Origin of the sequence: Modestobacter sp. NPDC049651, from assembly GCF_040659695.1 — a bacterium.
GTDB lineage: Bacteria > Actinomycetota > Actinomycetes > Mycobacteriales > Geodermatophilaceae > Modestobacter.
Map to the genome: position 1 here is coordinate 30,547 of NZ_JBFAOG010000001.1, position 24,295 is coordinate 54,841.

Consider the following 24,295-nt stretch of genomic DNA (forward strand, 5'->3'; position numbering starts at 1 on the left):
TCCTTCCCCCCGGGACGGGGGTCGTGTGGTGCGCGGGCCTGGCGCAGGCCCTCCCACGAGTGCTCTCCGGGTCCGGTCGGACCCCGGTGGTGCAACGCCGCGGTCAGCCCGCGGCTTCCGTCACTGGACGGTGATGCCCATCGACCGGGCGGTGCCGGCGATGATCTTCTCGGCCTGGTCGAGGTCGTTGGCGTTGAGGTCGGCCATCTTGGTCTGGGCGATCTCGCGGACCTGGTCACGGGTGACCGTGGCGACCTTGGTCTTGTGCGGCTCGCCGGAGCCCTTCTCGACACCCGCGGCCTTGAGCAGCATGCGCGCCGCCGGCGGGGTCTTGGTGACGAAGGTGAACGACCGGTCCTCGAAGACCGAGATCTCGACCGGGATGACGTTGCCGCGCTGCGACTCGGTCGCGGCGTTGTACGCCTTGCAGAACTCCATGATGTTCACGCCGTGCTGACCGAGGGCGGGGCCCACGGGCGGCGCGGGGGTGGCCGCACCGGCGTTGATCTGGAGCTTGATGACCGCGGTCAACCGCTTCCTGGGGGGCATGACTTCTTCCTTCTTCGAATCAGGTGGTGGTGCGCGAGCCCCGGGTCAGATCTTCGAGACCTGGGTGAACGACAGCTCGACCGGCGTCTCGCGGCCGAAGATGGAGACCAGGACCTGCAGCTTCTGCTGCTCGGCGTTGATCTCGTTGATGGTCGCCGGGAGGGTGGCGAACGGGCCGTCCATGACGGTCACCGACTCACCGACCTCGAAGTCGACGACCGGCGCGGCAGCCCCGCCACCGGTGGCGGCGGGCGCCGCCTCGGCGGCCGCGGCCGGCTTGGGCTGGGTGGCCGGGGCGAGGATCTTGACGACCTCGTCCAGGGTCAGCGGCGAGGGCCGCGAGGTGGCGCCGACGAAGCCGGTGACGCCGGGGGTGTTGCGCACCGCGCCCCACGACTCGTCGTTGAGGTCCATCCGGACGAGCAGGTACCCGGGGAACACCTTGCGGTTCACCTGGGTCCGCTTGCCGTTCTTGATCTCGGTGACCTCCTCGGTGGGCACCTCGATCTGGTAGATGAAGTCCTCCATGTCCAGCGACTGGATGCGGGACTCGAGGTTGGTCTTCACCTTGTTCTCGTAGCCCGCGTAGGAGTGGACGACGTACCAGTCGCCGGGGGCGATGCGCAGCGCCTTGCGGAGCGCCTCGACCGGGTCCTCGTCCTCGGCCTCGGCGGCGGCGAGGGTCTCGGTCACCAGCGGGTCGTGGTCCGGGGCCGGGGTGGCCAGCGGGTCGCCGACGACGCTGTCGCGGCCACCGCTCTCGACCAGCGGGGTCACGTCGGCGGTGCCGCTCGCGGTGTCCTGGTCGGCGGTGTCGCTGGACCCCTCGGCGGAGCCGGTGCTGTCGTCGGTACCGGTCTCGATGTCGGCGCTGCCGCGCACGTCGAAACGGGCGTCGTCGAGGTCGGTGCCCTCGACGGCGCTGTCGGTCTCGAAGGGCTCGCGGGGGTCGGTCACAGGGTCTCTTCCTTCTCGGTGCGGTGCAGTCGCGGGGCGGGTCAGCCGAAGACGGCGAGGACGCCCTGGGCGAAGGCCAGGTCGAGTCCGGACACCAGCGCCACCATGACGGCGACGAAGACGATGACCACGGTCGTGTAGGTGATGAGCTCCCGGCGGCCGGGCCAGATCACCTTGCGCAGCTCGGCGACGACCTCGCGGAGGAACCGGCCGATCGTGCGCTTGTCGCGCAGCTCCTTGGCGCGGGCCCGCTCGGCCTCCGCGCGCGAGCGGGTGCCCTCGCCGGTGCGGGCCGGCGAGGCCCCACCGGTGCGGCCGGCGGGCCGGGAGGAGGGGCGCTGACGGCGGCGGGTGGGGGTCGCGACGACCTTGTCCTCGTCGGACTCGGCCTCCTCCGCGATCTCCGCCTCGGCCGCCTCCAGCTCGGCGGCGTCCTCGACACCCGGCGACTGCGCGTCGATGTCCTCGGCGGTCAGCTCGTCGTCGGCGCGGGCGCCGTCGGTCGGCTCGCCGTCCTTCTCGCTCACAGCGCCTCGCAAGTGTCGGTCGTCGTCGGATGGTGTGGCAGGGGTGACAGGACTTGAACCTGCAGCCTGCGGTTTTGGAGACCGCTGCTCTGCCAATTGAGCTACACCCCTAGGGGAACCCGCCTGCTCCACCACCGTCGCACACCCGAGCTGGCGCTCTCGTGAACAGGCCCCGGTCGCTCCGTGGAGAGGAGCACCGGGGCACGCCGGTGGCGGGGTCTCGCGGCCCCAGGTCAACGAGTGTACGGGACCCGCCCACCCTCCGGCCAACACGCCCCGGAGCAGTCCCTGGCCCGGGGGCGTACGGCGGTCAGTCGGGCAGGTCGTCGGCGTCGAGCGCGCCGACGTCGCGGAGGACCTCGAGCGCGGCCGGCAGCCCGGCCAGCGCCGTCCCGACGTCGGCCGGGGTGGCGACCGCCCAGGCGCGGGCGTCGACGTAGCAGCGCACGGCCGCGTCGAACGCCGCCGCCCCCGCCGCCTCGCGCGCCGCCACCAGCGCGGCCGCGCCCTTCTCGTACACGGTCGCGACGTAGCGGTCGTCGTCCGGGAAGTCGGACATCGCGCCGCCGACCCCGCCGGGCAGCCGCAGCGCGTCGGCCACCTCGTCGGGGGGCAGCGGGTCGGTCACCGTCTCGGTGTAGCCGGCGAACGACTCGTCCAGCCACGGGTCGCGGAACTGGGAGTTGCCGACCATCCCGTAGAACCACATGTGCCCGACCTCGTGCACGAGCACCCGCCGCGCGCCGGTCGGGACGGCGAGCTGCACCGACGACGGGTACTCGATCCCGCCGCCGTACGGGGGCAGCTGGGGCACCGTCAGCGTCCGGTACGGGAACGGGCCGAAGCGCTCCGACAGCGCGCGGACGGCGTCCGCGGTGGCCGCGGCCAGCTCCCGGGCCCGGCCGTCCGGGTCGCCGTCCGGGTCGCCGTCCTCGTCCTGGTCGGCCAGCACGCCGCTGGTGACGCGGACGTCCCCGGCCTGCTCGGTCGCGGTGGTGAACTCCCCGGCGGCGACGCTGACGTCCCGGGCGGCCGGCTCGTGCGCCCGCCAGGTGCGCCGGCCGGTGCCCGCGGGGACGGGGTCCTCCTGGTCACCGGTCATCAGCACGGTGAGGTCGGCCGGCGCGGTCACCGACACGGTCGTGTCGGCAGCCGGGCTGACCGCCGTCTCCCCCACCAGGGGCACGTACGGGTCGCGCGCCCACCCGGTGCCCGGCTCCCACGCGAGCAGCGGGGCGCCGCTCCCCCACCACGACACCGCGTCGGCGACGCCCAGCCGGTCGAACCCGCCCGACCCGAGCCGGGTCGTGAAGTCGAGCCGGACCCGGGTGGTCTCGCCGGGGGCGAGGGTGCGGCCGAGCCGGACGACGTGCAGCCCGCCGGGACCGGCCCCGCCGGCCGGCTCGTAGCCGCTGCCGGCGACGTCCGGGCCGGTGACGGCGTCGACGGTGAGCGCGTTCCCCTCCGCCGCGGCGTCGGGCGCGTTCGGCAGCAACCGGAAGACCAGCTCCGCGGTGGGCAGATCGGGGGTGAACTCGACGGTCTCGCGGCCGGTCACGGTGCGGCGGTCGTCGGCCAGCGAGAACCGGAGGTCGACCCGGGGCCGGTGGGGGTCGGGAGCGGCACGCTCGCTCGGGCACCCGCCCGCGTCGGCGGTGGGCGGAGCCGGGTCGGCCCGGCGCTCGGGGTCGCCCCCGCAGCCGGTCAGCGCCAGGGCGGTCGCGAGGGGCAGCGCGGCGAGGGCCCGCACCCGCCGCCCGGCCACGGGGTCAGCCCAGGGCGACGACGGCCCGGGCGAGGGAGAGGACCTTCTCCCCGCCGCTGGTGACGGTGAGGTCGACCCGCACCTGACCGCCCTCGAGGACCGCTGCCACGCGCCCGCGGACGGTGAGCTCGGCGCCGGCGTCGTCGTCGGGGACGACGACCGGCCGGCTGAAGCGCACGTGGTACTCGACGACCGCACCGGGGTCGCCGGCCCACGCGGTGACCGCGCGGGCGGTGAGGCCGGAGGTGAGCATGCCGTGGGCGATGACCCCGGGCAGGCCGACCTCGCGGGCGACCCGCTCGTTCCAGTGGATGACGTTGAGGTCGCCGGACGCGCCGGCGTAGCGGACCAGGTCCGCGCGGGTGACCCGCGAGACCTGCTCGGGCAGCTCGGTACCGACGGCGACGTCCGCGGCGCGCAGCCGGGTCATGCCGTGCCCCGCGCGACGAGCATCGATCGGGTGGTGCACACCGGCTCGCCGTCCTCGGTGGCCAGGTCGACCCGGGTGGTGAGCATGTCGTTGCCCGCGATCGTCTTCACCGCGTCGATGGAGGCGGTGGCGACCAGCCGGTCCCCGGCCCGGATGGGGCGGTGGTGGGTGAACCGCTGCTCACCGTGCACCACGCGGCTGTAGTCGAGGGCCACGTCGGGGTCCTCGACGACGACGTTCCCGGCGCCGAGGCTCAGCACGATGGCGAACGTCGGCGGAGCGATGACGTCGGGGTGGCCGAGCGCCCGGGCCGCGGCCGGGTCGCGGTAGGCCGGGTCGGGGTCACCGAGCGCGGTGGCGAACTCGGCGATCTTCTCCCGCCCGACCTCGTAGACGGCGGAGGGCGGGTAGCTGCGCCCGACCAGTCCTGGGTCCAGCGCCATGCTCCCGCCCTCTCGCTCGTCCTGCAGCCCGCGGGCTGCGCTACCGCTGGGTCAGCGGGTCTCGCGGTGCAGCGTGTGCTTGCGGTCCTTCGGGCAGTACTTCATCAGCTCGATCCGGTCGGGGTCGTTCCGACGGTTCTTGCGGGTGATGTAGTTGCGGTTCTTGCACTCCTGGCACGCCAGGGTGATCTTCGGACGGACGTCAGTGGCAGCCATGAGTGCTTCCTCGCCTTGTTCTGGTCGGGTGGTGCACGCGCCCGGCAGGTGCCGGACGCGACGACGGACCCCGGAGGCCGGGGTCCGTCTGGAGTAGCGGTGACCGGACTTGAACCGGTGACACAGCGATTATGAGCCGCTTGCTCTACCAGGCTGAGCTACACCGCCAGGCGACCGTGCGGGTCGGTCTCGAGGACCGACCCGGAGGTCGGGGTCCATGCTACGAGCCCCTTTACGGAATCGAACCGTAGACCTTCTCCTTACCATGGAGACGCTCTGCCGACTGAGCTAAAGGGGCGTTGTCGGGCCGGGAGGAACTCTACCCGATCCGTTTCCCCGCCTTGCAGCGGGGGGTCCGGGGTGGCACCGCCGCCGACCCGGCGACGCGGAGGACTGTAGCAGTCACGTCCGGATGAACAGCCGGCGGTGGGTGGCCCCCGGCGCCGCGGTGCGCACGCCGGTGCGGGCCAGCAGCCAGCCCTCCAGCCGGTCGTCGGGCAGCGGCCGGCCGACCAGGAAGCCCTGGAGCTTGTCGCAGCCCATCTGGGCCAGCGCGTCGCGGGTCATCTCGTCCTCGACGCCCTCGGCGACGACGCGCAGCCCCAGGTTGTGCGCGAGCTCGACGATCGAGCGGGCGATGAACGACTCGTTCTGGCTGGTCGACATGCCCAGCACGAAGGACTTGTCGATCTTGAGCTCGTCGATCGGCAGCAGCCGCAGCTGGGACAGCGACGAGTAGCCGGTGCCGAAGTCGTCCATCGACAGCAGCACCCCCAGGCCGTGCAGGTCGGCCAGCACGGTGCTGTTGCGCACCGTGTCGTCGACCACGCTGCCCTCGGTCAGCTCCAGGGTGAGCAGCTCCCCCGGCACCCCGTGCTTGCGCAGCGCGGCCCGGACGCGGTCGACCAGGTCGGGCTCGGCCAGGCAGTGGGCCGACAGGTTCACCGACACCGAGATGGCGATGTCCTGGTCCAGCCAGCGGCGGCAGCGGTCCAGCGCCCTGTCCAGCACGAAGTCGGTGAGCGGGCCGATCCGGCCGATCTGCTCGGCCAGGGAGATGAAGTCGTCCGGCGGGATGTTGCCGTAGCGGGGGTGCGCCCAGCGGACGAGCGTCTCGACGCCGACGATGTCGGCCGTGCGGGCGTCGACGATGGGCTGGAAGACGCAGCTGATCTGCCCGTCGGCCATCGCCTGCTCCAGCTCGGTGCCCAGCTGCAGCCGCCGCAGGCTCTGCTGGTCGAGCACCGGGTGGTAGGTGGCGACCCCGCCACCGCTGGCCGCGGCCAGCAGCGCGACGTCGGCCCGCTGGATGAGCGTGCCGGAGTCCGTGCCGTGGACCGGCGCCGCCGCGACCCCGATGGTCAGCGAGATCTCCAGGTCCAGCCCGGGCTCGAGGTCGCGCCCGGCGACCGAGGCCCGGGTGGAGGCGGCCTCGCGGAGCCGCCGCGCGGCCCGCTCGGTGGCCGGCAGCGACAGGCCCGGCAGCAGGACGGCGAACTGACCGGCCTCCATGCGGGCGACCAGCGCCCCCGGCGGGGCGTGCTCGCGCAGCAGGCCCGCGGTCACGACCAGCAGCTCGTCGCTGGCCGCGTGGCCCAGGGTGTCGGTGACGCTCGTGTAGCCGTCGAGCGAGGCGAGCACCAGGCCGAGCCGGGTGCCGTCGGGCTCGCCGTCCAGCAGGGCGTCGATCTCCGCCGCCAGCCGCTGCCGGTTGGGCAGGCCGGTGAGCCGGTCGTGGTCGGCCTCGTGGCGCAGCTGCATGAGCAGCTGCTGCTGGCGGACCGCCGCGTTGACGTGGGTGAGCATCGAGTCCAGCGCGCCGCGGTCGCCGTCGACGAAGCTGACGATGTCGCCCTGGCGGTCGCAGACCTCGAGGTAGCCGGGCTCGCCGGCGGCGGTGGTGACGGCGGCGCCGAGCACGGCGCGGGCGTTGCGCCGCTGCAGGGCCTGCTGCTCGTCGCCCTCGGCGCGGCCGGTGGTGATCAGCACCGGCCCGCCGTCGGCGGACAGCGCGCGGCGGCGCAGCGGGTCGTCGGGGTCACCGGGGCCCTCGAACCAGACCAGGTCGCTCTCGTCGGCGTCCACGACGAGCTGCGGGCCCTCGTCGAGGTAGGGCGGCAGCCAGAGCGCCACCCGGTCGGCGTGCAGCAGCTCACGGACGGCGCGGACGATCTCCTGGGTGCCGACCTCGTCGGGCGTGACCACCTCGACGCGGCGGGCGAAGTCGTAGACGCGCTGGACCGTGCGGCGCTCGCGGACCGCCCGTGCGCTCTGCCGGAAGATGCCGACGACGCCCACCAGGAGCGGGACGATGAGCACCCAGCCCCACGAGGTCTGCCGGGTGACCAGCAGGGTCACGATCGCGACCACGGCGCTCAGCGGGCCGAGCACGACGGTGGGCACTGCCGCGGAGAAGAACGACAGGCCGGGGAAGCCCTCGCTGAGGGTCACCGCGGCCCCGACACCGAGCATGCTGACCACACCGGCGGCGAGGACCGCCACGACCAGCCCGAGCCAGGTGACCGGGTGACCCAGGTCCAGGGGCGGGAACGCCTCGAGGACGGCCAGCGCGACGGCCAGGTCGGTGACGGCGAGGGCGACGTTGAAGGCCACCTTCGGCGCGGGCCAGCGCTTCCAGCCCAGCACCAGCAGGACGGCCGCGGCGCGGGCCACCAGGGTCCACGTGCCGCCCAGCTCGACCAGCCCGATGACCAGGGCGATCTCGTTGGGGGCCAGCGAGATCGTCTGCTTGCGGAACTCGATGTCGAGCTGCACGGACTCCGACATCACGAAGGCCGCCGTCAGCGCGAGGACGCCCCAGACCGGCACGGCGTGCGCTGTCCCCGGGAGGGTGACGAGCGCGACGACGCAGGCGACGAGGGCCGCCAGCACGGCGATGACCCACGGGCGCGTGGAGACGCGGACCCCCGGCTGCTCGGGGGCGGATGGCTCAAGGGCCACGGTCGGCCTGTCTGATCGGGGGGCGGCGGCGGGGACCGACGGTAACAGCGCGGATGCCGCCCAGACAGGTTTCTCACTCGTGAGGGCGGCCCGCCACCGCGGGCCGCTCTCACGTCAGCGAGTCGAGGTCAACGGCCCCAGCGCCAGGTGCGACCCCACCGCCAGGTGCGGGCAGCGGCAACGACGGACTGGGTGCTGGTGCTGGACATGACGCCTCCGTGTCAGGACATGGGTTGCTCAGGCCGCGGGAGCCGCCCGAGCGGGGGCAGAGCGTCGTCCGGCACAGTCCGCAATGGGGAGATTGCAAGCCGTCACCCAAAAGGGGCAAGAGGACACACCGCTCATGATCGACAACTCGACGTGTCGTCACTGTCCGTCAACGATGATCGAACTTGCGTCACCGTCCGGGTGTCACCCGACCGGTGGTCGCGCGCTCCCGCCACCCGTCGACCCGGTCGTGCACGGTGTCCCGGAGCCGGTCGGTGACCTCGTCGACCACCCCGGGCGCACCGGGCGACTCGTCCGCCGCGTGCAGGCCCACGGCGTGCAGCGCCATGTCCAGCGGTGGCTCGTAGGCCGCTGGGACCGGCCGGCCGAGCAGGTCGGCGACCGTGCGGAAACCCGCCCTGGCCCGGGGGCCGACCGCGCTCCCGGGCGGCGTCACCGGCCCCAGCGCGGCTGTCGCGAAGGTGGCGGCCTGCTCGTCGGTGTAGACGGGGCCGGTGTCCCGGCCCATCGCCGGCGTGTGGCCCGCGCCGCGGAGCGCGCTCGTCAGGTCGCCGGCGGCGTCGAAGGCCTCCCCGGTGCCGCGCGTGGCCGGCGCCGTGGCCAGCCGCCAGAGCACGTCGAGGACGTCCCCGTCCACGGTGCGGTCCCGCGCCTCGGCGTAGCGGAGGGCGTGTCCGATCCGGTGCGCGTGCTCGCGCACGGCGACCCATCCCCCGAGGAGCGTGGCGGCGTCCCCGGGTGCGAGGGCAGCCAGCACCGCCCGCTCCACGGAGACGACGTCGGACCCGCTGAGCGCCAGGGCCAGCCCGCGCAGGGCGGCGTCCGCGGCCGGCGGCAGCCCGCCGGCCGCCGCGACCGCGCGCCCGGTCAGCGCCACGACGACGTCGACCTGGTCGGTCAGCAACCCGGTGAGGGCACCGCCCAGCGCGGTCAGGTTCGCGGGCCGGGCGAGCACCGGGTCCGTGCTGCCGGGGGCGAGCCCCTGCCCGAGCGCCTGCAGTGCCGCCCCGGCCGCCGGTCCCCCACCCGCGCCCCGGCCGGCCAGCCGGACGACGGCCGCCAGCGACCCGGTGCCACCCGGCCAGGCGCGGGCGAGCAGCGCCGTCCAGGCCGCCGGGTCGGCGAGCAGCGCCGCGGCAGCACGGGCGTCCCCGGCCGCCGCGAGCCGGTCGACCGCCGACTGCACCGGATCGGGCCCGCCCCAGGGGACCGGCCCGCCACGGGCCCGCTCCCGGGCCAGCAGCTGCCCGCCCCACGCCGCGGCCAGTGCGGCCGGTGCGCCCGGCGCCGCCAGCACCGCACCCATGCCGAGCGCCACCGGGTCGGCCGCCGCGTCGCGGCCCGCCGGGTCCGGGACCGGCTGCCCGAGGCCGCCGGGCAGGGGCCCGCCGCCGGCGGTGGCGGCCGCCGAGGCAGCGGCCAGCAGGCCGGCCAGCGCGACGCCGTCGTCGCTGCCGGCGACCGTGCCGAGCAGGGTCAGCACCGCGGACAGCCCGTCGGCGCCCAGCCCGGTCAGCAGCGCCGCGGCGAACGGCGGGGCGGTCGCCCAGGGCGCCCAGCGGGCCGCGACCGCGGGGAGGTCCACCAGCCGGTCGGTGGCGAGCAGGTCCGCGGCGGCCGACGACCCGAGCCGGGCCAGCACCCCGGTGCCCCAGCCGGGCAGCCGCGCCGCCAGCGCGATCGTGACCCGGGCCGACTCCCCCGGTCGGCCGGTCCCGCCGAGCCCCCGCCCGGCGTCCGCGAGCACGGCCCCGGTGGCAGCCGCGTCCTCGGCCAGCGCGGCCAGCAGCGCGCGGTGCTCCGCGGCCCGGTCGGCCTCCGCGGCCGCCAGTTCGGCCGCGACGCGCGACCCGGCCGCTGCACGGGCCTCCAGGTCGGCCACCGCCACCTCGGCCGGCAGCCGGCGGGCCGCTGCCGCGTGCTCCCGGTCCTGCTCCGCGCGGAGCTCGGCCACCCGGTCCCGCACCCGCCGCCACAGGGCCGCGTGCTCCTCGAGCCGGCCGAGCGCGGCGGTCAGCGCGCGGTGCAGGTCACCGGCGACCGCGGTCGCCGCGGCCACCTCGGCCCCCGCCGCGTCGGCGTCCGCGCCGGTCCAGCCCGGGAGGACCGCGGCGGGTCCGAGCAGGTGCACCAGCAGGCCGGCCGAGAAGGCGGCGTCGACCAGGTCCGCGGCGGCCCGGTCCAGCGCCGCCGGCTCACCCGGCGGGTCGGGCAGCGGGGTGCGCGGCGGCAGCGGCCCGGTCACCGGGGCACCGCGGCACCGCGCGGGGCGAGCACCCCGGCGTCGACCCCGAGCCATGCGTCGGCGGCCGCGGTGACGGCGCCGGCGAGCCGGCGCAGCTCCCCGGCCAGGCAGTTCCCGGCGGTGCGGGCGGTCTCGGTGAAGGCGGTCAGCGGCGGCCCCAGCGGCCCGCCGACCGCCTCGTCGGGCACCGCGGTGGCGGTCAGCCGGCACCGGTCGGCCGCGGAGGTGAGCACCTCGGCCAGGGCGTGCAGCTGCGGGGGGACCACCTCGATCGTCATGCCGGCAGTCTGGGGCGGCGCGGGAGCCGGGCGGCCCGTCGTCCACAGGTCCCCCGGCCGGGTGACGGCCCGGCGGCGTCGTCGTCCACACGGTCCACACCCGCTGTCCACAATCGGTGGACAACCGGGCGGACCGCCCGGTCCGCGGCCCTACGCTGCGCCCATGGGCCCCGCGCGCGTGCCGGAGGCGGACCGCGAGCGCGGGTCCGCCCTGCCGTTCGTGCTGGTCTGCTGGCTGGTCGCGGCGCTCATGGTGGTCGGCGGGATCGCCGCGTCCGACGCGTTCCTGGCCCAGCAGCAGGTCCAGTCGGTGTGCGACGGCGCAGCCCTGGCCGCGGCCGGCCGGGCCGACGAGCCCGCCGTCTACCGCGACGGGGTCGGCGCCACCGTCCCGCTGTCCCGGGAGGTCGCCGAGAGCGCCGTCGCCGAGCAGCTGGCCGGCGCCGGCACCCGGCTGGACTCCTGGTCGGCGCAGACCGACGGGGCCGAGGTCACGGTGCGCTGCACCCGGTCGGTGCGGATCGCCTTCGACTGGCTGTTCCTGGGCGGGCAGCGGCTGGAGCGCACCGCCGTCGCCAGCGCCCGGGCGCCGACGGCCCCCTGACCAGCGCCCCCGCACAGCAGAACGGCCCCCGACCGTGCGGTCGGGGGCCGTTCGTACCAGGCGTGGCGGGTGAAGGATTCGAACCTTCGTAGGCTAAGCCGACGGATTTACAGTCCGCTCCCATTGGCCACTCGGGCAACCCGCCGTGGTGGTACGGGGAGAGAGTACAAGACGGTGGGGCCGGCGCTCGCGCCGGTCCCCGGTGCGCGCGGGTCCGCCCGCGTGCCAGAGGAGGGGAACCGACATGGCCGATGCGTCCTTCGACGTGGTGAGCAAGGTCGACCGGCAGGAGGTCGACAACGCGCTGAACCAGGCGGCCAAGGAGCTGTCCCAGCGGTTCGACTTCCGGGGCACCAACGCCTCGATCGAGTGGGCCGGCGAGAACGGCGTCACCCTGCAGTCCGACACCGAGGAGCGCACCAACGCCGCCCTCGAGGTGTTCCGGGAGAAGCTGGTCAAGCGCGGGATCTCGCTCAAGGTGCTGGACGCGGGCGAGCCGCAGGCGTCCGGCAAGACGTACAAGATCAGCGCCACCATCAAGCAGGGCATCGAGTCCGACACCGCGAAGAAGATCGCCAAGATCATCCGCGACGAGGGCCCGAAGGGCATCCAGGCGCAGATCCAGGGCGACCAGCTGCGGGTGAGCGGCAAGAAGCGCGACGACCTGCAGGCGGTCCAGCAGCTGCTGCGCGGCAAGGACCTCGACGTCGCGCTGCAGTTCGACAACTACCGCTGATCGGGCGCGCCCCGCAGGCCAGCTGCTCGCCCGACCTGCGGGGCGCACCGTCGCCTCTCGGACACCGCCGCACGGCACCCTCTTGACGTCCATTGGCTAATCGCTCTAGCTTTTGGCTAACGTAGTAAGCCACTGCGGCAGACAGTTCCCGGAGGACGACATGACCGAGTTCCTGACCGTCGACGGCGGGACCCTCGCCTACGAGCTCTCCGGCACCACCGGCCCGCTGGTCGTGCTGGCGCACGGCATGGGCGACAGCCGCCAGGCCTACCGCTTCCTCACCCCCGCTCTCGTGGCGGCCGGCTACCGGGTCGCGGCGCTGGACCTGCGCGGCCACGGCGAGTCCAGCGTCGGGTGGGCGGGGTACTCGCGCACCGACATCGCCGGTGACCTGGTCGGCCTCGTCGAGCACCTGGGCGGCCCCGCCGTCCTGGTCGGTCACTCCATCGCCGGCGGAGCCGCCACGATCGCCGCCGCGAAGGCCCCGGAGCTGGTCACCGCGCTGGTCGAGCTCGCGCCGTTCACCCGCAAGCAGACGCTGCGCCTGGGTGACCTCCGGGTGGCCTCCCACCGCCGCGGCCTGGGCCACCTGCTGGGCACGAGCGTGCTCGGCAGCGCCGCGCAGTGGACCAGGTACCTCGACGTCGCGTACCCCGGCACCAGGCCCGCCGACCACGCCACCCGCCTGCAGCAGATCACCACCATGCTCGCGGAGCCCGGCCGGATGAAGGCCCTGCAGGCCATGGCCCGGACCTCCCCCGTCGACGCCGGGGAGCAGCTGGGCAACGTGCGCTGCCCGGTGCTGGTCGTCCAGGGCGGCGCCGACTGCGACTGGGCCGATCCCCGTGCCGAGGGCGAGGCCGTCGTGGCCGACCTGCCCACCGGGCTGGGCCGGCTGGTGGTGGTCGACGGCGCCGGTCACTACCCGCACGTCCAGCACCCCGCCGAGGTCGCCACCGCCGTGCTCACCTTCCTGGCAGCCGTCGGTGCCTAGGGCCGGCCTGGACCCCGCCGCCGTCGTCGCCGCCGGCGCCGACCTCGCCGACGAGATCGGCTTCCCCGCCCTCACCATGGGCCGGCTGGCCGAACGGCTCGGGGTGCGCACCCCCTCGCTCTACAAGCACGTCGCGAGCCAGGAGGACCTCAACCGGCGCATCGCCGCCCTCGCCGTGGGCGAGGCCACCGACGCCATCGGGGCTGCCATCCAGGGCCGCGCCGGCCGCGACGCGCTGCGGGCCGCCGCCCGCGCGCTGCGCGACTTCGTCCTGGCCCACCCCGGCCGGTACGCAGCCACCCTCGGCTTCAGCCTCACCGGCCCCGACGACCCGCTCGCCGTCGCCGCGGCGCGGAGCATGGAGCCCTTCACCGCGGTGCTCCGCGGCTACGACCTCGCCCCGGCCGACACCACCCACGCCCTGCGCGCACTGCGCAGCATCTTCCACGGCTTCGCCACCATCGAGGCCGGCGGCGGGTTCCGGTGGGGCACCGCCACCGACGAGAGCTTCGACTGGCTCATCGACCTCGTCGACCTCGGCCTGCGCGCCCAGCCGGGCCGGCCGGGCACGACGTCCGGCTGACCCTCCTCCTGGAGCCGGCCAGCCGCTGCCGGGCGGCCGGCCGGACGACCGCCGCTAGGCCGTCCGGTCCGCCGGGGCGGGCCCGGCGACGGTCACCCAGTCCAGGTGCTTGCCCGTTCGGGCGTCGCCGGACGAGCGGCCGCGCAGCCGGCGCTCCACCCAGGGCAGCACGTGCTCGCGGTAGTACCGGGCCTCGGTGCGCAGTCCGCGGGGCGCCTCCGGCCCGGGATCGACGACGTGCGCCGCGACGTCCTGACCGAGCGCCCGCAGCACCAGCCCGGCCACCCGCCGGTGGCCCGCGGGGCCCAGGTGCAGCCGGTCCGGCGACCAGTACCCGGGACGCCGCACCTCGACGTCGCCGAACGCGCTGACGAAGCGCACCCCGCACCGGGCCGCGAGCTGGGCCAGCTGCTCGGTGAGCACCTCACCGCGCCGGTGCATCACCCGGCCGAACGGCAGCCGGGCCGACGGGTCGGGGCCGCTCAGCAGCACCACGTCGACGCCGGCGGCGGTGAACCGGCGGACCGCCTGCTCGGTGAGGGCGAGCAGCCGCTCGGCGTCCACCCCGGGGCGCATGAGGTCGTTGCCGCCGCCGTTGAACGTGACCAGCGTCGGCGCCGGGTCCAGGGCGAGGGCAGCGTCCACCTGCTCGGTCGCGATCCGGTCCAGCAGCCGGCCGCGGACGGCGAGGTTCGCGTACTGCACCGGCTCACGGGAGCCGGCTGCCAGCCCCTCGGCGACCAGGTCCGCCCACCCGCGCACCGTCCCGTCGGGCAGCTCGTCGCCGACGCCCTCGGTGAAGCTGTCCCCGATCGCCACGTAACGCATGACACCCAGCGTAAGAAGGCTGCGTCCCGCAACCAGCCGCCGGCCCCGGTGCAGGGGCCCACCGCGAGCTTGCGAGTGGTGGGGGGCAGCGGGGTCCTTCTACTGGCCCATCTCGCGGGCCATCTGCTCCAGCCGGGCGATGCGCTGCGGCATCGGCGGGTGGGTGGCGAACATCGACGCCATGCCCTGCCCGCGGAACGGGTTGGCGATCATCAGGTGGCTCTGGGTGACCAGCCGCTCGTCCTGCGGCAGCGGCCGGGCGGCGACGCCCAGCTCGAGCTTGCGCAGCGCGCCGGCCAGCGCCAGCGGGTCGTGCGAGAGCTGGGCACCGGACGCGTCGGCCTGGTACTCGCGGCTGCGGCTGACGGCCATCTGCACCAGGCCCGCGGCGATCGGGCCGAGGAAGACCAGCAGCAGCCCGCCCAGCGCGTTCCCGCCGTCGCGCTCGTCGGACCGGCCGCCGAACAGCGAGGCGAACATCGCCATGTGCGCCAGGTAGGTGATCACCGACGCCATCGCCCCGGCGACGGAGCTGATCAGGATGTCGCGGTTGTAGACGTGGGACAGCTCGTGCGCGAGCACCGCGCGCAGCTCCCGGCGGTCCAGCAGCTCGAGGATGCCCTGGGTGCAGCAGACCGCGGCGTTGCGCGGGTTGCGCCCGGTCGCGAAGGCGTTGGGCTGGCCGGTCGGGCTCACGTACAGCCGGGGCATCGGCTGACGGGCCTCGGTGGCGAGCTCGCGCACGATCGCGTACATCTGCGGCGCCTGCGTCTCGGTGACCGGGAAGGCGCGCATCGCGCGCAGCGCGAGCTTGTCGGAGTTGAAGTAGGCGAAGCCGTTGATGCCCAGCGCGATGAGCAGGGCGATGAACAGCCCGCTCCGGCCACCGATGAGCGCACCGGCGGCCAGGATCAGCCCGGCCATCAGGCCGAGCAGCAGAGCGGTCTTCAGACCGTTGTTCCAGCGGTGCACGTCGGGTAGAACGCCGGCTCCCGGCCCCTCGTTCCCCCAGGTCACCCGGCCGGGCGGGGCCGGGCAGGGAAGGCTCTCCTGTGTGGCTTCCCTCACGTCGTCGGCCGGACCGGGTGGCCCGGACCCGGCGCACGTAACCTGGCGGGCCGGAGGTAGCTCACACACATGACTGGCACCAACCCCGGAATCAGCTCCGCCGACAGCGGCGTTGCCCCCACCATGGAGACCGACGCGCCCGTGCAGAGCTCGGCCCCCGGCGGCCTCGTCAAGAGCGTCGTCGAGCTCGACCGGGTCGTCATCCGGCTGGCCGGCGACTCCGGCGACGGCATGCAGCTGACCGGCGGCCGGTTCACCAGCGAGACCGCGTCGTTCGGCAACGACCTGCGCACGCTGCCGAACTTCCCCGCCGAGATCCGGGCGCCGACGGGCACCCTGCCCGGGGTCAGCTCCTTCCAGCTGCACTTCGCCGACCACGACGTGATGACGCCGGGCGACGCGCCCGACGTCCTGGTCGTGATGAACCCGGCCGCGCTGAAGGCGAACCTCCCCGACCTCCCGGGCGGCGGGCTGATCATCGCCGACTCCGACGAGTTCACCCCGCGGAACCTGGCGAAGGTCGGCTACGCCACCAACCCGCTCGAGGACGACTCGCTGCAGGGCTGGCAGCTGGTCAGCGTGCCGCTCACCTCCATGACCCTCGCGGCGCTCGCCGACTCGGGCCTGGGCAAGAAGGAGGCCGAGCGCAGCAAGAACATGTTCACCCTCGGCCTGCTGAGCTGGATGTACCACCGGCCCACCGAGGGCACCGTGCGCTTCCTGGAGCGGCAGTTCCGCCGCAAGCCCCAGATCGCCGCGGCCAACATCGCCGCCTTCCGCGCCGGCTTCAACTACGGCGAGACCACCGAGGCGTTCGCCGTCTCCTACGAGGTCAAGCCGGCCCCGATGGCGCCGGGCCGCTACCGCAACATCTCCGGCAACCAGGCGCTGGCCTACGGGATCGTCGCCGCCGGCGCCCGCTCGGGCCTGCCGGTCTTCCTCGGCGCCTACCCGATCACCCCGGCGTCGGACATCCTCCACGAGGTCAGCCGGCACAAGGCCTTCGGCGTGCGCACCTTCCAGGCCGAGGACGAGATCGCCGGCATCGGCGCGGCGCTGGGCGCCTCGTTCGGCGGCGCGCTGGGCGTCACGACGACGTCCGGCCCGGGTGTCGCGCTCAAGGCCGAGACCATCGGCCTGGCCGTGATGACCGAGCTGCCGCTGGTGATCGTCGACGTGCAGCGCGGTGGCCCCTCGACCGGCCTGCCGACCAAGACCGAGCAGAGCGACCTGCTGCAGGCGATGTTCGGCCGCAACGGCGAGGCGCCGGTGCCGGTGATCGCCCCGCGGTCGCCCGCCGACTGCTTCGACGCCGCGCTGGAGGCCGCGCGCATCGCGCTGACCTACCGCACCCCGGTCATGCTGCTGTCCGACGGCTACCTGGCCAACGGCGCCGAGCCGTGGCAGATCCCGGACGTGGAGGAGCTGCCCGACCTGCGGGTCGTGTTCGCCAGCGAGCCGAACAGCGAGGACGGCGAGTTCCTCCCCTACCTGCGCGACCCGGAGACGCTGGCCCGCGCCTGGGCGGTGCCGGGCACGGCCGGGCTGCAGCACCGCATCGGCGGGCTGGAGAAGGCCGACAAGACCGGCAACATCTCCTACGACCCGGCCAACCACGACTTCATGACCCGCACCCGGCAGGCGAAGGTCGACGGCATCGCCGCGACGATCCCGCTGACCGAGGTCGACGACCCGGACGGCGACGCGCGGGTCGCCGTCATCGGCTGGGGGTCGACCTACGGGCCGATCGGCGCCGCCTGCCGGCGGATCCGCGCCTCGGGCCGGTCGATCGCGCAGGTGCACCTGCGGCACATCAACCCGATGCCCAGCGACCTGGGCGACGTGCTGCGCCGCTACGACCGGGTGATCTGCCCGGAGATGAACCTCGGCCAGCTGGCGATGCTGCTGCGCGCCAAGTACCTGGTCGACGTCGTCAGCCACACCCAGGTGCGCGGCCTGCCCTTCCGCGCCGCGGAGCTCGCCGCCGTGCTCCAGGACGCCATCGACGGCACCACCACTCCGGCCACTGCCCCGGCCGGGAACGGAGCGACCCTGTGACCGCGCTCGACCCGCACGTCCACGACCTCGGGATGCCGGGCAACCCCATCTCGGCCGCCATCTCCCGGTCCGTCGAGCTGGCCGGCGAGAAGAAGGCCGACCTCAAGGCCAAGGACCTCAAGACCGACCAGGAGGTGCGCTGGTGCCCCGGCTGCGGTGACTACGTCATCCTCAACGCGGTCCAGAGCTTCCTGCCCAGCCTCGGCATCGCCCGCGAGGACATGGTCATCGTGTCCGGGATCGGCTGCTCCTCGCGCTTCCCGTACTACATGAACACCTACGGGATGCACTCGATCCACGGCCGCGCCCCGGCGATCGCCACCGGCCTGGCCGCCTCCCGGCCGGACCTGTCGGTGTGGGTCGTCACCGGTGACGGCGACGCGCTGAGCATCGGTGGCAACCACCTGATCCACGCGCTGCGCCGCAACGTGAACATGACGATCCTGCTGTTCAACAACCGGATCTACGGGCTCACCAAGGGCCAGTACTCGCCCACCAGCGAGGTCGGCAAGATCACCAAGTCGACGCCGATGGGCTCGCTGGACCACCCGTTCAACCCGGTGTCGCTGGCGCTGGGCGCCGACGCCACCTTCGTGGGCCGGGCGATGGACTCCGACCGCAAGGGCCTCACCGAGGTGCTCCGCCAGGCGGCCGAGCACCAGGGCACCGCGCTGGTCGAGATCTACCAGAACTGCAACATCTTCAACGACGGCGCGTTCGAGCTGCTCAAGGACCCGACGACCGGCCCGATGTGGACCATCCCGCTCGAGCACGGCAAGCCGCTGGTCTTCGGTCCGGACGGCGCCTCGTGCGTGGTCCGGGACGACGTCGGCGGGCTGCGGATCGCCGAGACCAACCAGGTCGACGCGTCCGAGATCGTCGTCCACGACTCGACCCGCGAGGACCCGTCGTACGCGTTCGCGCTCTCCCGGCTGAGCTCGCAGGACCTGCGGTACACCCCGATGGGCGTGTTCCGGAAGGTCGTCAAGCCCAGCTACGAGCGGATGATGGCCGACCAGCTCGAGGACGCCGCCGCGCAGCAGCCGGCCGACCTCGGCGCGCTGCTCGCCGGCCAGGACAGCTGGACCGTCAGCGCGTAGGCACGAGCCCTGCACGCCAGTGGCCCAGGACCGGACCGGTCCTGGGCCACTGGCGTCCTCCGCACCGGAACGGGTGGGATGGTGGGCATGACCGTCGGGGACGAGCGGGTGGGCCGGCTGCGGTCGGACGCGGGACTGGGCCTGCGGATCGGGGCGCTGCGCGCGGGCGGGCTGGCGCTGGCGGTGGGCGGCGACCGGGTCGCCCGGCTGCTGCACCGGCCGTGGCGGCTGGACCCCTACCCGGTCTACCGCGACCTGCGGACCGCGCAGGCGGCCGCGGGCGGGAGCCCGGTGCGCAGCCGCACCGGCATCTCGGCCGTCGCCACCCACGCGACCTGCGAGGCGGTGCTGCGGGACCGCCGGTTCGGCGTCCGGCTGGCCGACGGCCGCCGACGGATGGAGGACCGGGACGCCGGGGGCGCGGCCGCCGACCTGTTCGAACCGGTCGACCTGTCGTTGCTGACCCTCGACCCGCCCGACCACGACCGGCTGCGCCGGCTCGCGCAGCCCGCGTTCGCCCCGCGCCGGCTGGCCCGCTACCGCGCGGTCACCGAGGACGTGACCGCCGGGCTGCTGGACCAGGCGCTGGCCCGCGGCCGTCGCGAGGGCGGGTTCGACCTGGTGCGCGACCTGGCCTCGCCGCTGCCGATCACGGTGATCTCCGCCCTGCTGGACGTGCCCGCGGTCGACCAGGAGCGGTTCGCCCGCTGGGGGCGGGCGCTGGGCAGCGCCCTGGACGGCGTCCGCTCCCCCGCCCACCTGCGGCAGCTCACCGCGACGACCGCCGAGCTGCGCGAGCTGTTCGGGGCGCTGCTCGAGCAGCGCCGCCGCGCGCCGGGTGAGGACGTGGTGTCCGCGCTGGCCACCGCCGTCGACGAGGACGCCGCCACCGCCGACGAGGCGCTGGCCCTCGCGCAGCTGCTGCTGGTCGCCGGGTTCGAGACCACCACGAACCTGATCGGCAGCGCGGTCCGAGCGCTGCTCGGCACGCCGGGCCAGTGGGCGGCGCTGGCCGACGACCCGTCGCTGGCCGGCGCCGCGGTGGAGGAGACCCTGCGCTTCGACCCGCCGGTGCAGCTGACGGCCCGGGTCGCGCACGAGGACGCCGAGGTCGGCGGGGCGGTGGTGCGCCGGGACGGCGGGGTGCTCGTGCTGCTCGCCGCGGCGGGCCGCGACCCGGCGGCGCACCCGGACCCCGACCGGTTCGACCTGCACCGCGAGCAGACCACCCCGCACCTGGCGTTCTCCAGCGGGGTGCACTACTGCCTGGGCGCCCCGCTGGCCCGGCTGGAGGGCGAGGTGGCGCTCCGGGTGCTCGCGGAGCGGGCGCCCCGGCTGCGCGCGCTGGGCCGCCCGGTGCCGCGGGTGGCGACCGTGCTGCGGGGCCCGCTCCGCTTCCCGGTCAGCGGCTGACGCCGGCAGCACGCGGTGCTCTTCCCCCGCACCCGGCCGGCAGATAGTCTGTGTGCAGATCATCCGTGGAGAGAGGAATTGTTATGGACACTTTCGAGCACGCGGCGGAGACCGGGACGAGCCCGGCGGCGATCTGGCAGCTGTGGCAGGACGTGCCGGGCTGGCAGCACTGGAACCCCGGCGTCGCGAGCGCCACGGTGGACGGCCCCTTCGCGACCGGCTCCACCGTCGCGATGACCCTGCCCGACCGCGAGGTCGTGGTCCTGACCCTGGAGACGGTCGAGCCGGGCGCCCGCTTCGTCGACACCGCCACCGTCGACGGCCTGGTGGTGCGCACCGAGCACCGCATCGAGCCGGGGACGGCACCCGGCCGGCACCGCGTCGTCTACTCGCTGACCGTGACCGGCGCGGCCCCCGGGGACGTGCTGGAGGAGGTGGGGCGGGCGGTGTCCGGCGACTTCCCCGACGTCCTCGCCTCGCTCCTCGCCGCCGCCGACCGCGCACCGGTCCGCTGATGGCGCTGACCCCCGAGGACAGCCCCGGCCTGCTGCTGTGGCAGGCGACCCTGGCCTGGCAGCGCCGGATCGCCGTCTCGCTGGCGCCCTTCGACCTCACGCACGTCCAGTTCGTGCTGCTCGCGGTCACCTGGTGGGCCAACACCCACGGCGAGACCCCCACCCAGGCCGAGGCCGCCGGCCGGGCCGGCGCGGACGTCAAGATGACCTCGCAGGTCCTCCGGACCCTCGAGCGGAAGGGCCTGCTGACCCGGCAGGTCGACACGGCCGACACGCGCGCCCGGCGGCTGCAGGTCACCGAGGCCGGTGCCGCGCTCGCCCCGCGCGCGGTCGCGGCCGTGGAGGCCGCGGACGCCGCGTTCTTCTCCGTGGTCGACGGTCCACACGCGCTGGGGTTGCTCCGCGCGCTGGCCGCGCCCCGGCGGGCTCCGGAGGGCTGACCGCGGCGGTCGCCGCGCCAGGGCTCAGCGGTGGCCGAGCAGCTCGGTGAGCACCGGCAGCGCGGCGGTGAGCTGCGCGCGGGTCGGCGCGGCGAACCCGAGCACCAGCCCGGCCGCCGCGCCACCGTGCCGGGTCAGGCCCTCCAGCGCGATGCCCCGGCCGGCCGCCGCGGCGACCACCGCGTCCTCGGCCGCCCGGTCCGGCAGCGGCACCAGCAGGTGCGCGCCCGCCGGGTCGCCGGCCGCGCGCAGCCCGGCGCCGGCGACCGCGGCGACCACCAGGGCGCGCCGGCCGGCCAGCTCGCGCCGCAGCCGACGCAGGTGCCGGGCCAGGTCACCGGAGGTGGCCAGCGCGGTGAACACCCGCTGGCCGGCGCGGGCGGGCCGGGTGCCGGTGGCGGTGCGCCGGGCCACCAGCTGGGCCCGCAGCGGCGCGGGCGCGACCAGCCAGCCCACCCCGAGCGTCGGGCTGACGATCTTGCTCGTGGTACCCAGGTGCACGACGACGTCCGGGCCCAGCGACCCGAGCAGCGGGAGCGGCGCCACGTCGTAGCGCAGCTCGCCGTCGTAGTCGTCCTCCAGCACCCACCAGCCCTCCGCCCGGGCGCGCCCGACGAGGGCGGTCCGGCGGGCGGCGGGCATCCGGCGCCCGAGCGGGTACTGGTGGGCGGGCGTGCAGTAGACGGCGGCGAGCCCCGCGGGCACCTCGTCGACCACCAGCCCGTCGTCGTCGACCCGCAGCGGCACCACCTCGGCCCCGGCCTCCCGGAGCGCGCCGGCGACCCGCTGGTAGCCGGGGTCCTCGACGCCCACCCGGCTGCCCGGCGGGAGCACCCGGGCGAGCTCGCCGACCGCGGCGGAGGTGCCGGCGGTGGCCAGCAGGTCCGCGGGCTGCACCACCAGGCCGCGGTGCCGGAGCAGGTGCTCGGTGACCGCGGCGCGGAACCCCAGGTCGCCGGCCGGGTCGGGGGCGGCGTCCGGCGGCTGGTCCCCCGCCGCCCGCCACGCCCGCCGCCAGGCGGCGGCGTCGAGCACCTCCAGGCAGGGCGCCCCGGCGCGCAGGTCGACCGGCGTGCCCGCGGCGGGCACCGGCCCCTCGACCGCCGCCGGCGCGGCCGGGGCCGCGACCGACGTCCCGACCACGAAGGTGCCGGCGCCGCGCCGGGCCTGCGCCCAGCCCTCGGCGAGCAGCTGGTCGTAGGCGGCGGCGGTAACTGTGCGGCTGATCCGCAGCGCGGCCGCCAGCGCGCGGGTCGAGGGCAGCCGGTCGCCGGGGCGCAGCGTGCCGTCACCGGCCGCCCGGCGCAGCGCGTCGGCGAGCTGCACGGCCAGCGGCACGCCGCCGGCCCGGTCGAGCACGACCGGTGGGAGGTCGTTCATCTCCGCCTCCCGTCGAGTGGCCTGCTGGAATCGCTCCGGAGTGGACCTTGGAGGGAGCCACTCTGCCAGCCACGATCGACCGCATGGACGCGCCTCCCCTCTCCCCCACCCCCCGCAGCACGGTCCGCCGCAACCCGGTGCGCGCCCGCACCGACCGCGCCGAGCTGTACGCGGTGCTGGACGCGGGGCTCGTCGGTCACCTGGGGGTGCAGCTCGGGGACGCGCCCGTCGTGCTGCCCACCGGGTACGGCCGGGACGGCGGGACGCTGTACCTGCACGGCTCCACCGGCGCCGCGACGCTGCGGGCCGCGGCTGCCGGGGCTCCGGTCTGCTTCACCGTCACCCTGCTCGACGGCGTCGTCTACGCCCGCTCGGTGTTCCACCACTCGATGAACTACCGGTGCGCCGTCGTGCACGGCGTGCTGCGGCTGGTGACCGACCCGGACGAGCGGCTGCGCGGGCTCACGGCGCTCACCGAGCACCTGGCCCCCGGTTCGTGGGACGCCACCCGGCTGCCCGACCGCAAGGAGCTGGCCGCCACCGCGGTGCTGGCACTGGACCTCACCGAGGCGAGCGTCAAGGCGCGCAGCGGCCCGCCCGGCGACGACGAGCGCGACCTGGCCGCACCGGTGTGGGGCGGGGTGCTGCCGGTGCGGACGGTCTACGGGGAGCCGGAGCCCGACCCGCTGCTGCCGGCCGGCACCGCGGTGCCCGACCGGGTGCAGGCCCGGGTCAGCTCCGCGGGGTGACCCGGAGCAGCTCGTCGTCCCCGTCGCCGTTGTCGGTGGTCAGGTAGAGCAGCCCGTCGCGGCCCAGCAGCGGGGTGCGCACCCGGCCGTGGGTGTCCTCCAGCTCGGGGACCCGGAACTGGTCGGCCAGCCGGCCGTCGGCGCCGAGCCGCAGCGCCAGCAGCCCGGTGTCCTTCTGCACGCCCACCACCAGCACGCCGTCGTAGCCGCCCCACCGGCTGCCGGCGAGGAAGTCGCCGCCGCTGGTGGCGATGGTGGGCGAGCCCGACGACCAGACCGCCGGGATCGCCCCCGGGATGTCGAGGTCGGTCATCGGCACGCTCTCGTCGTAGCGGCTCCCCGCGCCGTCCGGGTCGTAGCCGTAGTTGCCGCCGGCGACCGAGGAGTTCACCTCGTCGTCCCGGGCGGTGCCCTGCTCGACGGTGTAGACGGCGCCGGTGCCCGGCTGGACGGCGATGCCCTGCACGTTGCGGTGCCCGTAGCTCCAGATCAGCCGGGTGGCCGGGTCGGTGGAGTCCAGGAACGGGTTGCCGGCCGACGGCCCGCCGGTGGCGGGGTCGATGCGCAGCACCTTCCCGGCCAGCGTGCCGCGGTCCTGCGGGTTGCGGCCGACGGCGTTGTCGCCGGTCCCCACCAGCAGCTGCCCGGACGGGTCGAACCGGGGCCGGCAGCCACCGTGCCGGCCCGAGGACGGGTTGACCGGGATGCCGCCGAGCAGCGGGTCGGCGACCCGGGTGGCCGCCGTCCAGCCCTCGTCGACGGTCCAGGCGATCACCTGGATCTCCGGTCCGCCGTCCTCCTGCACGCCCTGGCAGGTGTAGAAGCGCCGGTTGCCGGCGAACGCCGGGTCGAGGGTGAGGCCCATCAGCCCGGTCTCGCCGCGCGCGAACAGGTCGCCGAAGTCGGCGTCCAGGGGCCGCACGGTCCCGTCGGGGCGGACGGCGGTCAGCCCGCCGCCGCGCTCGTCGAGCAGCAGCGTGCCGTCGGGGGCCTGCGCGACGTCCCACGGGTGGTCCAGGCCGCCGGCGACCACCTCGACCTGCAGCGCGGGCACCCCGGTCGTGGCCGGGGCGGCGTCGTCGGGCACGTCGGTGGCCGCCGTATCGCCCTCCCGCCCGGGCTGGTCGGCCGAGCCGGAGGTGCAGCCGGTCAGCAGGACGGCGGCGAGCAGCGCGGCGCCGACCAGGCGCGGGGTGGGCATGCCACCAGCATCCCCGGTCCGGCCGGG

General features: G+C 75.4%; 24 protein-coding genes and 4 tRNA genes. 10 read left to right on the forward strand and 18 right to left on the reverse strand.

The window, feature by feature from the left end; genetic code table 11:
• Positions 1–120 precede the first annotated feature (120 nt).
• The 13 genes from rplK to AB0J00_RS00210 form a co-directional block, all read right to left on the reverse strand.
• Positions 121–549, reverse strand: a complete 429-nt coding sequence (gene rplK / locus AB0J00_RS00150; RefSeq protein WP_357738390.1) for a 50S ribosomal protein L11 — start codon at positions 547–549, stop codon at positions 121–123.
• 45 nt (positions 550–594) lie between these two features.
• Complete coding sequence (gene nusG / locus AB0J00_RS00155) at positions 595–1,506, reverse strand: transcription termination/antitermination protein NusG (protein ID WP_357738393.1); 912 nt, start codon at positions 1,504–1,506, stop codon at positions 595–597.
• Positions 1,507–1,547: 41 nt separating this feature from the next.
• Entirely contained in the window at positions 1,548–2,033 is a 486-nt protein-coding gene (gene secE / locus AB0J00_RS00160) for a preprotein translocase subunit SecE (protein ID WP_357738396.1), read from the reverse strand.
• Positions 2,034–2,068: 35 nt separating this feature from the next.
• A tRNA-Trp gene (locus tag AB0J00_RS00165) sits at positions 2,069–2,144 on the reverse strand.
• Between the two features lie 199 nt (positions 2,145–2,343).
• Positions 2,344–3,798, reverse strand: coding sequence for a peptidase M1 (locus AB0J00_RS00170; protein ID WP_357738399.1), 1,455 nt, complete (start codon positions 3,796–3,798; stop codon positions 2,344–2,346).
• Between the two features lie 4 nt (positions 3,799–3,802).
• Positions 3,803–4,228 carry a MaoC/PaaZ C-terminal domain-containing protein gene (locus tag AB0J00_RS00175; RefSeq protein WP_357738402.1) on the reverse strand — a complete coding sequence of 142 codons (426 nt, stop codon included), beginning with the start codon at positions 4,226–4,228 and terminating at the stop codon, positions 3,803–3,805.
• Positions 4,225–4,671 (reverse strand): MaoC family dehydratase N-terminal domain-containing protein, encoded by a 447-nt coding sequence (locus AB0J00_RS00180; protein WP_357738405.1) that lies wholly within the window; start codon positions 4,669–4,671, stop codon positions 4,225–4,227. The genes AB0J00_RS00175 and AB0J00_RS00180 overlap by 4 nt, the downstream gene beginning before the upstream one ends.
• Before the next feature lie 51 nt (positions 4,672–4,722).
• A complete protein-coding gene (gene rpmG / locus AB0J00_RS00185) occupies positions 4,723–4,887 on the reverse strand; it encodes a 50S ribosomal protein L33 (RefSeq protein ID WP_357738408.1) in 165 nt (54 codons plus the stop codon).
• Between the two features lie 94 nt (positions 4,888–4,981).
• Positions 4,982–5,055, reverse strand: a tRNA-Met gene (locus AB0J00_RS00190).
• A 57-nt stretch (positions 5,056–5,112) separates the two neighbouring features.
• Positions 5,113–5,185, reverse strand: a tRNA-Thr gene (locus tag AB0J00_RS00195).
• Positions 5,186–5,289: 104 nt separating this feature from the next.
• Complete coding sequence (locus AB0J00_RS00200; protein ID WP_357738410.1) at positions 5,290–7,848, reverse strand: bifunctional diguanylate cyclase/phosphodiesterase; 2,559 nt, start codon at positions 7,846–7,848, stop codon at positions 5,290–5,292.
• 397 nt (positions 7,849–8,245) lie between these two features.
• Entirely contained in the window at positions 8,246–10,321 is a 2,076-nt protein-coding gene (locus tag AB0J00_RS00205) for a hypothetical protein (RefSeq protein WP_357738413.1), read from the reverse strand.
• The gene (locus tag AB0J00_RS00210) at positions 10,318–10,599 is read right to left on the reverse strand and encodes a hypothetical protein (protein WP_357738416.1); all 282 of its coding nucleotides are present in this window, start codon (positions 10,597–10,599) and stop codon (positions 10,318–10,320) included. The genes AB0J00_RS00205 and AB0J00_RS00210 overlap by 4 nt, the downstream gene beginning before the upstream one ends.
• Positions 10,600–10,762: 163 nt before the next feature.
• Here AB0J00_RS00210 and AB0J00_RS00215 point away from each other — a divergent pair, with 163 nt between their 5' ends.
• Positions 10,763–11,203 carry a pilus assembly protein TadG-related protein gene (locus tag AB0J00_RS00215; protein WP_357738419.1) on the forward strand — a complete coding sequence of 147 codons (441 nt, stop codon included), beginning with the start codon at positions 10,763–10,765 and terminating at the stop codon, positions 11,201–11,203.
• Between the two features lie 63 nt (positions 11,204–11,266).
• On the opposite strand, the gene AB0J00_RS00220 is transcribed toward AB0J00_RS00215, so the two are convergent.
• A tRNA-Tyr gene (locus tag AB0J00_RS00220) sits at positions 11,267–11,348 on the reverse strand.
• A gap of 99 nt (positions 11,349–11,447) precedes the next feature.
• Here AB0J00_RS00220 and AB0J00_RS00225 point away from each other — a divergent pair.
• From AB0J00_RS00225 to AB0J00_RS00235, 3 genes are all read left to right on the forward strand, one after another.
• Entirely contained in the window at positions 11,448–11,939 is a 492-nt protein-coding gene (locus AB0J00_RS00225; protein ID WP_357738422.1) for a YajQ family cyclic di-GMP-binding protein, read from the forward strand.
• Positions 11,940–12,099: 160 nt separating this feature from the next.
• Complete coding sequence (locus tag AB0J00_RS00230) at positions 12,100–12,933, forward strand: alpha/beta hydrolase (protein WP_357738425.1); 834 nt, start codon at positions 12,100–12,102, stop codon at positions 12,931–12,933.
• Positions 12,926–13,516: a TetR/AcrR family transcriptional regulator gene (locus AB0J00_RS00235; protein WP_357738428.1), complete on the forward strand. Its 591-nt coding sequence runs from the start codon at positions 12,926–12,928 to the stop codon at positions 13,514–13,516. The genes AB0J00_RS00230 and AB0J00_RS00235 overlap by 8 nt, the downstream gene beginning before the upstream one ends.
• A gap of 54 nt (positions 13,517–13,570) precedes the next feature.
• Here the strand turns inward: AB0J00_RS00235 and AB0J00_RS00240 are convergent, their stop codons facing one another.
• Together AB0J00_RS00240 and htpX are read right to left on the reverse strand one after the other, a co-directional pair.
• Entirely contained in the window at positions 13,571–14,344 is a 774-nt protein-coding gene (locus tag AB0J00_RS00240; protein WP_357738430.1) for an SGNH/GDSL hydrolase family protein, read from the reverse strand.
• 99 nt (positions 14,345–14,443) lie between these two features.
• Positions 14,444–15,316 carry a zinc metalloprotease HtpX gene (gene htpX, locus AB0J00_RS00245; RefSeq protein WP_357738433.1) on the reverse strand — a complete coding sequence of 291 codons (873 nt, stop codon included), beginning with the start codon at positions 15,314–15,316 and terminating at the stop codon, positions 14,444–14,446.
• Positions 15,317–15,481: 165 nt separating this feature from the next.
• Between htpX and AB0J00_RS00250 the strand changes: the two genes are divergently transcribed.
• The 5 genes from AB0J00_RS00250 (at position 15,482) to AB0J00_RS00270 (ending at position 20,938) form a co-directional block, all read left to right on the forward strand.
• Positions 15,482–17,470 (forward strand): 2-oxoacid:acceptor oxidoreductase subunit alpha, encoded by a 1,989-nt coding sequence (locus AB0J00_RS00250; RefSeq protein ID WP_357738436.1) that lies wholly within the window; start codon positions 15,482–15,484, stop codon positions 17,468–17,470.
• Positions 17,467–18,570 carry a 2-oxoacid:ferredoxin oxidoreductase subunit beta gene (locus tag AB0J00_RS00255; RefSeq protein ID WP_357738439.1) on the forward strand — a complete coding sequence of 368 codons (1,104 nt, stop codon included), beginning with the start codon at positions 17,467–17,469 and terminating at the stop codon, positions 18,568–18,570. Before AB0J00_RS00250 ends, AB0J00_RS00255 begins: the two co-directional genes overlap by 4 nt.
• A gap of 87 nt (positions 18,571–18,657) precedes the next feature.
• The gene (locus AB0J00_RS00260) at positions 18,658–19,983 is read left to right on the forward strand and encodes a cytochrome P450 (protein WP_357738442.1); all 1,326 of its coding nucleotides are present in this window, start codon (positions 18,658–18,660) and stop codon (positions 19,981–19,983) included.
• An 83-nt stretch (positions 19,984–20,066) separates the two neighbouring features.
• A complete protein-coding gene (locus AB0J00_RS00265; protein ID WP_357738445.1) occupies positions 20,067–20,498 on the forward strand; it encodes an SRPBCC family protein in 432 nt (143 codons plus the stop codon).
• Entirely contained in the window at positions 20,498–20,938 is a 441-nt protein-coding gene (locus AB0J00_RS00270; RefSeq protein WP_357738448.1) for a MarR family winged helix-turn-helix transcriptional regulator, read from the forward strand. Before AB0J00_RS00265 ends, AB0J00_RS00270 begins: the two co-directional genes overlap by 1 nt.
• A 24-nt stretch (positions 20,939–20,962) precedes the next feature.
• On the opposite strand, the gene AB0J00_RS00275 is transcribed toward AB0J00_RS00270, so the two are convergent.
• Complete coding sequence (locus AB0J00_RS00275) at positions 20,963–22,318, reverse strand: PLP-dependent aminotransferase family protein (protein WP_357738450.1); 1,356 nt, start codon at positions 22,316–22,318, stop codon at positions 20,963–20,965.
• Between the two features lie 83 nt (positions 22,319–22,401).
• On the opposite strand from AB0J00_RS00275, the gene AB0J00_RS00280 reads away from it, so the two are divergent.
• On the forward strand, positions 22,402–23,067 hold the full coding sequence (locus AB0J00_RS00280) for a pyridoxamine 5'-phosphate oxidase family protein (RefSeq protein ID WP_357738452.1): 666 nt from the start codon (positions 22,402–22,404) through the stop codon (positions 23,065–23,067).
• Here the strand turns inward: AB0J00_RS00280 and AB0J00_RS00285 are convergent.
• A complete protein-coding gene (locus tag AB0J00_RS00285) occupies positions 23,051–24,268 on the reverse strand; it encodes a PQQ-dependent sugar dehydrogenase (protein ID WP_357738454.1) in 1,218 nt (405 codons plus the stop codon). The genes AB0J00_RS00280 and AB0J00_RS00285 overlap by 17 nt on opposite strands.
• Between the last annotated feature and the right edge of the window lie 27 nt (positions 24,269–24,295).

Excerpts from the sequence above, each read along its gene's own strand:
- AB0J00_RS00260 (WP_357738442.1), top strand. The coding sequence starts at position 18,658 with ATGACCGTCGGGGACGAGCGGGTGGGCCGGCTGCGGTCGGACGCGGGA.
- rplK (WP_357738390.1), bottom strand. The coding sequence starts at position 549 with ATGCCCCCCAGGAAGCGGTTGACCGCGGTCATCAAGCTCCAGATCAAC.
- AB0J00_RS00280 (WP_357738452.1), top strand. The coding sequence starts at position 22,402 with ATGGACGCGCCTCCCCTCTCCCCCACCCCCCGCAGCACGGTCCGCCGC.
- AB0J00_RS00265 (WP_357738445.1), top strand. The coding sequence starts at position 20,067 with ATGGACACTTTCGAGCACGCGGCGGAGACCGGGACGAGCCCGGCGGCG.
- AB0J00_RS00275 (WP_357738450.1), bottom strand. The coding sequence starts at position 22,318 with ATGAACGACCTCCCACCGGTCGTGCTCGACCGGGCCGGCGGCGTGCCG.
- AB0J00_RS00230 (WP_357738425.1), top strand. The coding sequence starts at position 12,100 with ATGACCGAGTTCCTGACCGTCGACGGCGGGACCCTCGCCTACGAGCTC.
- AB0J00_RS00250 (WP_357738436.1), top strand. The coding sequence starts at position 15,482 with ATGACTGGCACCAACCCCGGAATCAGCTCCGCCGACAGCGGCGTTGCC.
- AB0J00_RS00225 (WP_357738422.1), top strand. The coding sequence starts at position 11,448 with ATGGCCGATGCGTCCTTCGACGTGGTGAGCAAGGTCGACCGGCAGGAG.
- AB0J00_RS00240 (WP_357738430.1), bottom strand. The coding sequence starts at position 14,344 with ATGCGTTACGTGGCGATCGGGGACAGCTTCACCGAGGGCGTCGGCGAC.
- AB0J00_RS00180 (WP_357738405.1), bottom strand. The coding sequence starts at position 4,671 with ATGGCGCTGGACCCAGGACTGGTCGGGCGCAGCTACCCGCCCTCCGCC.
- AB0J00_RS00270 (WP_357738448.1), top strand. The coding sequence starts at position 20,498 with ATGGCGCTGACCCCCGAGGACAGCCCCGGCCTGCTGCTGTGGCAGGCG.
- AB0J00_RS00285 (WP_357738454.1), bottom strand. The coding sequence starts at position 24,268 with ATGCCCACCCCGCGCCTGGTCGGCGCCGCGCTGCTCGCCGCCGTCCTG.
- AB0J00_RS00215 (WP_357738419.1), top strand. The coding sequence starts at position 10,763 with ATGGGCCCCGCGCGCGTGCCGGAGGCGGACCGCGAGCGCGGGTCCGCC.
- AB0J00_RS00175 (WP_357738402.1), bottom strand. The coding sequence starts at position 4,228 with ATGACCCGGCTGCGCGCCGCGGACGTCGCCGTCGGTACCGAGCTGCCC.
- rpmG (WP_357738408.1), bottom strand. The coding sequence starts at position 4,887 with ATGGCTGCCACTGACGTCCGTCCGAAGATCACCCTGGCGTGCCAGGAG.
- AB0J00_RS00210 (WP_357738416.1), bottom strand. The coding sequence starts at position 10,599 with ATGACGATCGAGGTGGTCCCCCCGCAGCTGCACGCCCTGGCCGAGGTG.